Origin of the sequence: Bifidobacterium primatium (genome assembly GCF_002802875.1) — a bacterium.
Classification (GTDB): domain Bacteria; phylum Actinomycetota; class Actinomycetes; order Actinomycetales; family Bifidobacteriaceae; genus Galliscardovia; species Galliscardovia primatium.
This window is the reverse complement of the sequence record NZ_PEBI01000002.1, coordinates 541,248-553,172: the sequence shown is the minus strand read 5'-3', so window position 1 is coordinate 553,172 and position 11,925 is coordinate 541,248. Positions and strand designations below refer to the sequence as shown.

The window sequence follows — 11,925 nt, the reverse complement described above, 5'->3', positions numbered from 1 at the left end:
TCAACTGGCAATCAAAAACAAAAATTCAGTAGTACAAAACACGCTCTTGAGTTCTCAAACCACCACCACACACGACCGACGATCCGGAACCAAGCCGAACCATCCGTGCCGGGCAGCAAGAGATAAACATACACGACCCCCGGAAGGAACGCAAGCCGAAAGACAAAACAACCCCAAGGAACGTTGAAAACACAACGCTCCCCCGGCGTGTCGCCACCGCCTCGCCGCAACCCCGCAGCACAGCACGACACCACCGCCACCACCAACAATAGCCATTGCCACCATTACGACATGGTGAACACGCGAAAGTTCACGACGATGGCGATCACGGTTCATCATCAAGCAGACGCCGTTGCCAGGCAATCATGGTTTGTGATTCCGATAAGTTTGTGATTCCGATAAATGTGAATAAACGACGACGCATCCATGGAACATCTTCGAGGACGAATAATCATCGTCACGCAGCCCTCATGCGTACATGCACGGCCCGGATATGAAAAAGCCCGGAAATATCCGGGCTTGGCGATGTTCTCGAGCAATGCTCTCGAAAACGCCGTTGAAGACTCATCGGGCAGGACTCCCCTGCTCGACGGTTCCTTATTCGACGTCGTATTCCTTGGCGATGACGTTCCACAGGTCGGCGGCGGCCTGATCGACGGTCTCGTTCACGATGGTGACATCGAATTCGTCCTCGGCGGCCAGCTCGACCTTCGCGGTCTCGAGACGCTTGCGGCGCTGTTCCTCGTCCTCCGTTCCGCGTCCGACCAGACGCCTGACGAGTTCGTCGAAGCTCGGCGGGGCGAGGAAGACATACAGCACCTCGAGGCCGAGTTCGGCGGCGCGCTGGCGTACGCGGCGCGCACCCTGCAAGTCGATCTCAAGAATGGTGGGGACGCCTGCCTCGAGATGCTCCATCACCGGTTCGACGGGGGTGCCGTAATGCGCGGAATTGTGGACCACCGCGGTTTCAAGGAACATGCCTTCACGTTCCTTGGCGGCGAATTCGTCCTCGGTCATGAACCAGTAGTTGACCCCGTTGACCTCGCCGGGACGAGGAGCACGCGTGGTGGCGGAGACGGACACCCAGACCTGGGGGTGGTCGGCACGCAGCTTGGCCTCGACCGTACCCTTGCCTACGGCGGTCGGGCCGGAGAGCACGATAAGACGCCGCTTGCTTGTCTGCTGTTCGTTCGTGGTCACCATTGCCGGTTCCATGTTCCTTTCCATGCTGTTCTTACATATGCGGAACGCCATGGCCGTTCTCGACCGTGGCGTTCCTCGTGATTGCGGATGATGCGATGATCTCAGATGATGCGGGAGCGCCGATTCGGATCCGAAATCAGAAAGCGATTGTATGACTGATGCTGCGTGACCTGCTGGGGATGCAGCTGATGGGGGGTGCTCGGCGTGGAGACCGGAGGATGGCCGTCGGCGAGATTCGCGGCGCTCAACGCCGGATCGTGGCCGTCGTTGTCCGTATGGGTCGGCGGTTCGGGAACGCCTTCCTTGTCGTTCTCCTCCATGGCCTCGTACAGGGCCTGACGCACATCAAGCGCAATGGATTCCGTGGCCATGGCGAGATCGGAGATCTCGGGACCCTTCGAGGAGATGGATCGCGAGACGGTGACCAGCACATTGCCCTTGGTGCCCTTGAACACCGTCTTCAGGTCCTTGGCCTCGGCACCCTGCCAGCCGTAGCCGGGGGAAAGGATGGGGCCGGTGAAGACGGACGGATCGACGCCGCTGGTCTTCATCCACTGGCCGATGGTCGCGCCGATGATCAGACCGACCGAGCCCATGCCCTCGACGCCGTCATTGAAGTTCTGCGCCGCGTGGGCGACGCCGTAGGCCACGGTCTGGCCGGGGAAATCGCCACGCTGGCGGATGGCCGACTGCAGTGAGATTCCCTCCGTGTTGGACGTGACGGAAGCGATGAACACGCCACGGCCGTTTTCCAGGGCATCGCCGACAAGGTTCGTCAGCGAACGAAAGCCATAATACGGCAGCAACGTGATGGCGTCGGCAAGCATCGGGGCATCGGGCTTGAGGTAGGCGTCGGCCAATGCCGACACCGTGGTGGGCAGACCGCCGCGAAGACAGTCGACGATGGTGATGACGCCCATCTGACGTGCGGCGAAAAGCGCCCTTTCGAGCGCCGCGAATCCCTTGGACCCGTAGCGCTCGAACATGGGCATCTGGAACTTCACCGCGGCGGCACGGCCCTGCGCCGCCTGCAGCATGCGCATGGCGAACAGTTCCGCACCCTGGGCATCGACGTTGTACCCCCACTTGGCAAGCAGCTTGCGATGGGGATCGATGCCCACGCACAGAGGCCCATACAGGTCCATGGACGCCTTGAGCCTTTTTCCGAATTCAGAACGCTGGACGATGCTGGTCTGGGCCTCTGTGTTGTTCATGTTAGTTCACACCCTCTAATGCAAACAGCTGCTGAGCATGCTCCTGGATGCTCAGAATCTGATAATCCTGCTTCTTCACGGCCTCGATCGCCAGCAGCACCGCCGAGAACTCGGTGATGGTGGTGAACTGCGGGAGGTCGGCCGCGATGGCGGCCGCACGGATGGAGTAACCGTCCGAACGGGAGCCACGGGAGTTCGGCGTGTTGAGCACCATGTCGATCTTGCCCTCTTCGATGAGCTCGACGACGTTCTTGCCGGTGCTGCCGGGAGCATGGCTGATCTTCGTCTCGTCGGAATCGAGTCGACCGGTGATCTTGTCGACGATGTTCGACTCGATGCCGTAGCGGCGAAGCACCGACGCGGTGCCCTCGGTGGCCCAGATCTTGAATCCGAGCTCGACCAGACGCACGGCCATCAGCGGCAGCTGACGCTTGTCGGTGTCGTTGACCGAGATGAACACGTTGCCGCTCGTCGGCAGACCGCCTTCGTAGGCGGCAAGCTGGCTCTTGGCGAACGCATGCGGGAAGTCACGGTCGAAGCCCATGACCTCGCCGGTGGAGCGCATCTCGGGTCCGAGCAGGATGTCGACGGTCTTGCCGACGGGCGTGCGGAAGCGCTTGAACGGCAGCACGGACTCCTTGACGGCGACCGGCTGGCCGGGGCGCACATCGCCGCCGTCGCCGTGAGGCAGCAGCAGGCCGTTGGCGCGCTGGTCGGCGATGGTCTCCCCCGCCATGATGCGGGCCGCGGCCTTGGCCAGCGGCGTACCCGTGGCCTTGGAAGCGAACGGCACCGTGCGGGATGCACGCGGGTTGGCCTCGATGACATACAGGGTGTTGGACATGAACGCATACTGCACGTTGACCAGGCCGCGCACGTTGCAGCCACGGGCGATGGCCAGAGTGGCCTCGCGCAGACGGCGAATCTGATCGTCGGACAGGGTGCTGGGCGGAAGGGTGCACGCGGCGTCGCCGGAATGCACGCCGGCCTCCTCCACATGTTCCATGATGCCGCCGATATACAGCTCCTCGCCGTCGAACAGGGCATCGACGTCGATCTCGATGGCGTCGGACAGGAACTTGTCGATGAGCAGCGGGGAGGGCAGACGGCCGGAGACGACCATGTCGGCCTTGGCCTCGTCGAGGGCGCGGCCCACGTACTTCTCGAGCTGGGCGTTGTCGTAGACGATCTCCATGCCACGGCCGCCGAGCACGTAGCTCGGACGCACGAGCACCGGGTAGCCGATGCTGTTGGCGGCCTCGCGGGCCTCCTCCAGGCTCAGCGCGGTGCCGTAGCGCGGGGCGTTGAGGCCTTCCTTGCGCAGCACCTCGCCGAAGAGCTCACGGTTCTCGGCGAGATCGATGGATTCGGGCGTGGTACCGAGGATCGGCACGCCGGCGGCCTTGAGTCGGGCGGCGAGCGACAGCGGGGTCTGTCCGCCGAGCTGCACGATGACGCCCTTGACCGGGCCCATCTCCTTCTCGGCCTCGTAGATCTCGAGCACGTCCTCGAAGGTCAGCGGCTCGAAGTACAGACGGTCGGACATGTCGTAGTCGGTGGAGACGGTCTCGGGATTGCAGTTCACCATGATGGTGTCGTAATCCTTGCCGAGCTCCTGGACGGCATGCACGCAGGTGTAGTCGAACTCGATGCCCTGGCCGATGCGGTTCGGGCCGGAGCCGAGGATGATGACGGCCTCGCGCTCACGCGGGCGCAGTTCGGACTCGTCGGCGTAGCAGCTGTAGTAGTACGGCGTGACGGCGTCGAACTCGGCGGCGCAGGTGTCGACGGTCTTGTAGACCGGGCGCAGGCCGTAGGTCCAGCGAAGCTCGCGGATGGTGTTCTCGCCCTCGTCGCCCAGGCCGCGCAGGTGTGCGATCTGCACGTCGGACAGACCGGCCTTCTTGCCCTTCTTCAACAGGGCGGGGGTCAGGGTCTTGGCGGCCTTGATCTCCAGGGCGGTCTGGTCGATGAGAATGAACTGGGCGATGAACCACGGGTCGATCTTCGTGGCATCGAAGATCTGCTCGGCGGTGGCGCCGCCCCAGATGGCACGCTGAATCTGCTGGTAGCGGTGCTCGGTCGGCACCTTGATCTTCTCCAGCAGCTCGGCGACCTCGTCGGCGTCCGGCTTCTCCCCATCCCAGCTGAAGCCCATGTGGCGCTTGTCGATGGAGCGCATGGCCTTGCCGAGGGACTCCTGGAAGTTGCCGCCGAGGGCCATGGCCTCGCCGACGGACTTCATGGAGGTGGTCAGACGCTGTTCGGCGCCCGGGAACTTCTCGAAGGCGAAGCGCGGGACCTTGGTGACCACGTAGTCGATGGTCGGCTCGAAGCTGGCCGGCGTGGACTGCGTGATGTCGTTCTGAATCTCATCGAGCGTGTAGCCGAGGGCGAGCTTCGTGGCGATCTTGGCGATCGGGAAGCCGGTGGCCTTGGACGCCAGGGCGGAGGAACGGGAGACACGCGGGTTCATCTCGATGACGATGATGCGGCCGGTCTCGGGGTGCACGGCGAACTGGATGTTGCAGCCGCCGGTGTCGACTCCCACGCCGCGGATGATGGCGATGCCGATGTCACGCAGCTTCTGGTACTCACGGTCGGTGAGCGTGAAGCACGGGGCGACGGTGATGGAGTCGCCGGTGTGCACGCCGACGGGGTCGACGTTCTCGATCGGGCAGACGACGACCACGTTGTCCTTACGGTCGCGCATGAGCTCGAGCTCGAATTCCTTCCAGCCCTCGATGCCCTCCTCGAGCAGCACCTCGTCGGTCGGCGAGTAGTGCAGGCCGGCACCGGCGATGCGGTGCAGCTCCTCCTCGTTGTGCGCGATGCCGGAGCCGAGACCACCCATGGTGAAGCTCGGACGGACCACCAGCGGGTATCCGATCTCCTCGACGATCTTGTCGACTTCCTCCATGGAGTGGGCGATGAACGAACGGGCGGATTCGGCGCCGGCCTCGTCCACGACCTTCTTGAACAGCTCGCGGTCCTCGCCACGGTCGATGGCATCGAGCGAGGCGCCGATGAGCTCGACATTGTACTTCTTGAGCACACCGGCCTCGCCGAGGGCCATGGCCGCGTTCAGGGCCGTCTGGCCGCCGAGCGTGGGCAGCAGGGCGTCGGGACGTTCCTTGGCGATGATCTTCTCGAGAATCGGCACGGAGATCGGCTCGATGTACGTGGCGTCGGCCATCTCCGGATCGGTCATGATCGTCGCCGGGTTGGAGTTCACGAGAATGACGCGGATGCCTTCCTCACGAAGCACGCGGCAGGCCTGCGTTCCGGAATAATCGAACTCCGCGGCCTGGCCGATGACGATCGGACCGGAACCGATGACCATTACGGAGTGAATATCGGTGCGCTTAGGCATTGACACTACCTTCCTTGGAATCCTTGGTGCTGAGCATGAGGTTCACAAAACGATCGAACAGATATGAGGCGTCGTGCGGACCGGCGGCCGCCTCGGGGTGGTACTGCACGGAGAATGCCGGGATATCAAGGCATTCAAGGCCTTCGACCACGTTGTCGTTGAGGTCGATGTGGCTGACGCGGGCCTTGCCGTAGTGACCCTGCTCGTACGGGGTCTCGATGGTCTGGCCGATGGGCGCATCCACGGCGAAGCCGTGGTTGTGCGCGGTGACCTCCACCTTGCCGGTGGTCAGGTCCTTCACCGGCTGGTTGATGCCACGGTGTCCGAACTTGAGCTTGTAGGTGCCGAAGCCAAGGGCGCGGCCGAGAATCTGGTTGCCGAAGCAGATGCCGAAGAACGGGTATCCCGCGTCGAGCACCTTGCGCAGCAGGGCGACGGTGTCGTCGGCGGTGCCCGGGTCGCCGGGACCGTTGGAGAAGAACACGCCGTCGGGGTTCATGGCCTCGATCTGCTCGAAGGTGGTGGTCATCGGCACGACGTGCACACGGCAGCCGCGTTCGGCGAGACGGTGCGGGGTCATGGCCTTGATGCCGAGGTCCACGGCGACGACGGTGGCGAGGGGGTCCTTGCCCTCGAACTCACCGGTCGGTTCGACGGTGTAGGTCTCCTTGGTGGACACTTCGGGGCCGAGGTTGGAGCCGCTCATCTGCGGCTGCTCCTTGACCTGGGCGAGCAGGTCGGCGACGGGCAGAACCACACCGTTCTCCCCCACCAGCGCATCGCCGGAGAAGATGCCGGCGCGCATCACGCCCGCGGAACGCAGGTGACGCACGAGCTTGCGGGTGTCGATGTCGCTAATGCCGACGATGCTCTGCGCCTGCAGGCTGTCGTCGAGGCTGCCCTTGGCACGCCAGTTGCTCACCACCGGGCTGGGATCGCGCACGACGTATCCGGCGACCCAGATGCGCGAGGACTCGGGATCCTCGTCGTTCACGCCGGTATCACCGATGTGGGGGAACGTCTGGACAACGATCTGGCGGTCGTAGCTCGGGTCTGTCAGTGTTTCCTGATAGCCGGTCATGCCTGTGGCGAAGACGATCTCGCCGAAGGTCACGCCGACGCTGCCATACGGCCGGCCGACATAGACCTGGCCATCCTCAAGAACGAGAACGGCGTTTTGTGCATCATAGCTACCCACCGCAGTGGGTTCGGACTCATTGAGGCTCACTCAATCCCCCTTAACAGCGGATCATTCTGTAATCACCATACCTACGGGCGTGGATATGCCCAGGTGATTATTCGTTGGTGTTTTCCTGGGTGTTTTCCTGTGTTTTCGCGGCCACTGCGCTGAGCAGACCGTAGATGAAGTTGGGCGAATCCGCGTCGCACAGCGTCTTCGCCAGGGCCATCGCCTCGTCGATGGCGACGCCGCTGGGTACATCGTCGTTGTACATGATCTCCCAGGCCGCGATGCGCATGATGTTGCGATCGACGACGGGCATGCGGGAGACCTTCCAGCTGGTGGAGCATTCGCCGAGGACGGTGTCGATGTCGCGACGGTGTTCGGCCACGCCGCGCACGATTTCGACGGCGTAGTCGGGAAGCGGCGTCTGCGCGCCGGGATGCTCGATGCGCTCAGCAAGAAGGGACAGGATGTCCTGTCCCTTCTCGTCGGCTTCATACAACGTATTCAGAGCCCTCTTGCGGGCGGTGGAACGTGCCATGAAGATAATTCCTTAAGCTTCGGTTACGGTCAGTTGTTCTCGCGACCGAGGTAGGAGCCGTCGCGGGTGTCGACCTTGACCTTCTCGCCCTCGTTGATGAACAGCGGGACCTGGATCTCGGCGCCGGTCTCGACGGTGGCGGGCTTGGTGCCGGCGTTGGAACGGTTGCCCTGCAGGCCCGGCTCGGTGTGCGTGATCGTCAGGATGACGGAGGCCGGCAGTTCGACGGACAGCGGGGTGCCGTCGTGGAAGCTGATGATGCAGTCGGTGCCTTCCAGCAGGAACTTGGCGTCGTCGCCGACCAGGGTCTTCGGGATGTAGATCTGGTCGTAGGTCGTCATGTCCATGAAGACGAAGTTGTCGCCGTCCTCGTAGGAGTACTGCAGCGTGCGGTTGTCGACGGTCTCGAACTCCATCTTCATACCCGCGTTGAACGTCTTGTCGACGATCTTGCCGGAGAGCACGTTCTTGATGGTGGTGCGCACGAAGGCGGGGCCCTTGCCCGGCTTCACGTGCTGGAACTTGATGACGGTCCACAGCTGGCCGTCGAGGTTGATGACGGAACCGTTCTTGATGTCGTTGCTAGTTTGTGCCACGTTCATTCACCTTTTCATGTATCAAATCGGCAATGCTCAAAATTAGCCTTGTATATTATGCCATACCGTCCATACAGCGGAGTGCCGCCGTTTCGGACGGCGCTCCCGATTGCAGGGATACGGCGGATGGGAATCGCGGAAACCATGCATATACGGGATGAATATACAAGGCCGAATATGCAGAAAGGGCTTCCACCAATTGCTTGGTGGAAGCCCTTTCTGATCTACGTCGCTAGGTTAAGCGCAAGACTTCGGTTGATGGAATCAGCCGAGGATCTTGGTGACTCGACCTGAACCGACCGTGTGGCCGCCTTCACGCACAGCGAAGGTGAGGCCCTCTTCCATGGCGACCGGCTGGATCAGCTCGACCGTGAAGGTGGCGTGATCGCCAGGCTGAACCATCTCGACGCCTTCCGGCAGGGTGATGACGCCGGTGACGTCGGTGGTGCGGAAGTAGAACTGCGGACGGTAGTTGGAGAAGAACGGCGAGTGACGGCCACCCTCATCCTTGGTGAGGACGTAGACCTCACCCTCGAACTTGGTGTGCGGGGTCACGGAGCCCGGAGCAGCCACGACCTGGCCACGCTCGACGTCCGTACGGCCGAGGCCACGGAGGAGCAGACCGGTGTTGTCGCCAGCCTCGCAGGAGTCCATCGTCTTGTGGAAGGTCTCGATGGAGGTGACGGTGGTGTTCTGGGTCGGGCGGATGCCGACGATCTCGACCGGGGAGTTGACGGCCAGCTGGCCACGCTCGACACGGCCGGTGACGACGGTACCACGACCGGAGATGGTGAAGACGTCCTCGATCGGCATCAGGAACGGCTTGTCGAGGTCGTGAACCGGGGTCGGGATGTAGTCGTCGACGGCGTCCATGAGGTCCTTGACGGTCTGGACCCACTTCTCGTGGTCCGGAGCGTCGTCGTGCAGAGCGCCGTAGGCGGAGGTGTGGATGACCGGGCAGTCGCGGTCGAAGCCGTTCTCCTCGAGGAGGTCGCGGACCTCTTCCTCGACGAGCTCGATGAGCTCCTCATCGTCGACCATATCGCACTTGTTCAGGGCGACCAGGATCTTCGGGACGCCGACCTGACGGGCGAGCAGCACGTGTTCGCGGGTCTGGGCCATCGGGCCGTCGGTGGCGGCCACAACGAGGATGGCGCCATCCATCTGGGCAGCACCGGTGATCATGTTCTTCACGAAGTCGGCGTGGCCCGGGCAGTCCACGTGAGCGTAGTGACGCTTCGCGGTCTGGTACTCGATGTGGGCGATGTTGATGGTAATACCGCGCTCGGCCTCTTCAGGGGCGGAGTCGATCTGGTTGAAGTCGTACTCCGGGTTGACATCCGGGTACTCCTCGTGCAGCACCTTGGAGATGGCGGCGGTCAGGGTGGTCTTACCGTGATCGACGTGGCCAATGGTACCAATGTTAACGTGCGGCTTAGTACGCTCGTACTTTTCCTTTGCCATGTGTTTGTCCTCCTGGACGTCTCGTAGTTTGCCTGTGCAAACCATGCACAAGACACTCGCTACATATTACTGGGTTTTCGGTAGTTTCGCCAACTTTAGCGCCGTGTCGCCCAGCTCACAGCAGAAAATTCTACCGTTCGCCGACGACACGACGCCTTGGCCGGCTGAGACCGCCATCACTGACGGTCAAGCACGGCTCACTCGCCGCGCTGGGCCTTGATGATCTCGTCCGAGACGGCCTTCGGCACCTCGGCGTAGGAATCCATCTGCATGGTGAACATTGCACGGCCCTGGGTCTTCGAACGAAGATCGCCGATGTAGCCGAACATCTCGCTCAGCGGCACCTTGGCGTCGATGACCTTGACGCCGGTGGAGTCGCTCATCTGCTGGATGGAGCCACGGCGGGAGTTGATGTCACCCATCACATCGCCCATGTACTCTTCCGGCGTACGGACCTCGACGGCCATGATCGGCTCGAGGATGACCGGCTTGGCCTTCGGAGCGGCTTCCTTGAAGCACATGGAGCCGGCGATCTTGAAGGCCATTTCGGAGGAGTCGACGTCGTGGGTCTGGCCGTCGGTGACGGTCGCCTTGACGCCCACCACCGGGAAGCCGGCGAGCACGCCGGATTCCATGGCTTCCTGCACACCAGCATCGATCGAAGGAATGAATTCCTTGGTGATGTGGCCGCCGGTGACCTCGTTGACGAACTCGTAGGTCTCGCCCTCTTCGGTGTCGAGAGGCTCGAAGTTCATGAGGACCTTAGCGAACTGGCCGGAACCACCGGTCTGCTTCTTGTGGGTGTACTCCTGGTTCATGACGGCCTTGCGAATGGTCTCGCGGTAGGCCACCTGCGGCTTGCCCACGTTGCACTCGACCTTGAACTCGCGACGCATACGGTCGACGATGATGTCGAGCTGGAGCTCGCCCATGCCGGAGATAAGGGTCTGGCCGGACTCTTCGTCGGTCTTCACCTGGAAGGTCGGATCCTCGTCGGAGAGCTTCGCGAGGGCGATGCTCATCTTCTCCTGATCGGCCTTGGTCTTCGGCTCCACGGCCACCTCGATCACCGGATCGGGGAAGGTCATGGACTCGAGGGAGATCGGGGCCTTCTCGTCGCACAGGGAGTCACCGGTGGTGACGTTCTTGAGGCCGACGAACGTGTAGATGTTGCCGGCTTCGGCGGAATCGACCGGGTTCTCCTTGTCGGCGTGCATCTGGAAGATCTTGCCGACGCGTTCCTTCTTGCCCTTGGTGGAATCGAGCACGGTGTCGCCCGGCTTGACCTGGCCGGAGTACACGCGCACGAACACGAGCTTGCCGTAGAACGGGTGGGTGGAGATCTTGAAGACCAGAGCCGAGAACGGGTCGGAGACCAGCGGCTTGCGGTCGATCTCGATGGACTCGTCGCTCGGATCGAAACCGACGATGGAGGGAACGTCCTCCGGGCTCGGCAGGTAGTCGATCACGGCGTCGAGCATCGGCTGCACGCCCTTGTCCTTGAAGGCGGAGCCGCAGAGCACCGGGTATGCCTCACGAGCGATCGTGAGCTTGCGGATGCCGGAGCGGATCTCGTCCTCGGTGAGCTCGCCTTCCTCGAGGTACTTCTCGAGCAGGGCCTCGTCGGACTCGGCGACCTGGTCGAGCAGCTCGGAGCGGTACTGCTCCGCCTTCTCCTGAAGGTCGGCCGGGATGTCGGTCGTGTCGTAGTGGGCACCCATGTCGTCCTTGACGTCGTTCCAGACGTAGGCCTTCATGCGGATGAGGTCGACGACGCCGGCGAAGTCGTTCTCAGCGCCGATCGGCAGCTGGACGACGAGCGGGGTGGCGCCGAGCTTCTCCTTGATGGTGTCGACGGAGTAGTAGAAGTTGGCACCGAGCTTGTCCATCTTGTTGATGAAGCAGATGCGCGGCACGCCGTACTTGTCGGCCTGGCGCCACACGGTCTCGGACTGCGGCTCCACACCTTCCTTGCCATCGAACACGGCGACGGCACCATCGAGCACGCGGAGCGAACGCTCCACCTCGGCCGTGAAGTCCACGTGGCCGGGGGTGTCGATGATGTTGATCTGGAACTTGTCCTTGGTGTCGTGGGACTGACGGTTCCAGAAGCAAGTGGTGGCGGCGGACTGGATGGTGATGCCGCGCTCCTGCTCCTGAGCCATGAAGTCCATCGTCGAAGCGCCATCGTGCGTCTCACCGATCTTGTAGTTCTTACCGGTGTAGTACAGGATTCGCTCGGTGGTGGTGGTCTTACCGGCATCGATGTGAGCCATGATGCCGATGTTGCGGATCATGTGCAGATCCGTGAGCACGTCTAGTGCCATGAGTTTTCCTTAACTCTCGTTCTA

General features: G+C 62.4%; 9 protein-coding genes. 1 reads left to right on the top strand and 8 read right to left on the bottom strand.

Going from position 1 to position 11,925, the window contains the following annotated elements:
- Positions 1-187: hypothetical protein (locus CS006_RS10860; protein WP_207760010.1), on the top strand; the 187-nt coding region annotated here is incomplete at its 5' end.
- Positions 188-597: 410 nt separating this feature from the next.
- Here CS006_RS10860 and gmk read toward each other — a convergent pair.
- The 8 genes from gmk to fusA all read right to left on the bottom strand — a co-directional run bounded on the left by gmk (position 598) and on the right by fusA (position 11,901).
- On the bottom strand, positions 598-1,203 hold the full coding sequence (gene gmk, locus CS006_RS06005) for a guanylate kinase (protein WP_100510878.1): 606 nt from the start codon (positions 1,201-1,203) through the stop codon (positions 598-600).
- A 101-nt stretch (positions 1,204-1,304) separates the two neighbouring features.
- A complete protein-coding gene (gene pyrF, locus CS006_RS06000; protein WP_243386822.1) occupies positions 1,305-2,348 on the bottom strand; it encodes an orotidine-5'-phosphate decarboxylase in 1,044 nt (347 codons plus the stop codon).
- A 70-nt stretch (positions 2,349-2,418) separates the two neighbouring features.
- The gene (carB, locus tag CS006_RS05995; protein ID WP_100510876.1) at positions 2,419-5,790 is read right to left on the bottom strand and encodes a carbamoyl-phosphate synthase large subunit; all 3,372 of its coding nucleotides are present in this window, start codon (positions 5,788-5,790) and stop codon (positions 2,419-2,421) included.
- Entirely contained in the window at positions 5,783-7,018 is a 1,236-nt protein-coding gene (gene carA / locus CS006_RS05990) for a glutamine-hydrolyzing carbamoyl-phosphate synthase small subunit (protein ID WP_100510875.1), read from the bottom strand. Before carA ends, carB begins: the two co-directional genes overlap by 8 nt.
- A gap of 67 nt (positions 7,019-7,085) precedes the next feature.
- Positions 7,086-7,514, bottom strand: a complete 429-nt coding sequence (nusB, locus tag CS006_RS05985) for a transcription antitermination factor NusB (protein WP_100510873.1) — start codon at positions 7,512-7,514, stop codon at positions 7,086-7,088.
- Positions 7,515-7,543: 29 nt separating this feature from the next.
- Positions 7,544-8,110, bottom strand: a complete 567-nt coding sequence (gene efp / locus CS006_RS05980) for an elongation factor P (protein WP_100510926.1) — start codon at positions 8,108-8,110, stop codon at positions 7,544-7,546.
- A gap of 264 nt (positions 8,111-8,374) precedes the next feature.
- A complete protein-coding gene (gene tuf, locus CS006_RS05975; protein WP_100510872.1) occupies positions 8,375-9,574 on the bottom strand; it encodes an elongation factor Tu in 1,200 nt (399 codons plus the stop codon).
- Positions 9,575-9,771: 197 nt separating this feature from the next.
- Entirely contained in the window at positions 9,772-11,901 is a 2,130-nt protein-coding gene (fusA, locus tag CS006_RS05970; protein ID WP_100510871.1) for an elongation factor G, read from the bottom strand.
- Positions 11,902-11,925 lie beyond the last annotated feature (24 nt).

Bases quoted from the DNA above. Each gene is read 5' to 3' on its own strand.
- gmk (WP_100510878.1), bottom strand. From the start codon at position 1,203: ATGGTGACCACGAACGAACAGCAGACAAGCAAGCGGCGTCTTATCGTG.
- pyrF (WP_243386822.1), bottom strand. From the start codon at position 2,348: ATGGACCTGTATGGGCCTCTGTGCGTGGGCATCGATCCCCATCGCAAG.
- carB (WP_100510876.1), bottom strand. From the start codon at position 5,790: ATGCCTAAGCGCACCGATATTCACTCCGTAATGGTCATCGGTTCCGGT.
- nusB (WP_100510873.1), bottom strand. From the start codon at position 7,514: ATGGCACGTTCCACCGCCCGCAAGAGGGCTCTGAATACGTTGTATGAA.
- tuf (WP_100510872.1), bottom strand. From the start codon at position 9,574: ATGGCAAAGGAAAAGTACGAGCGTACTAAGCCGCACGTTAACATTGGT.
- fusA (WP_100510871.1), bottom strand. From the start codon at position 11,901: ATGGCACTAGACGTGCTCACGGATCTGCACATGATCCGCAACATCGGC.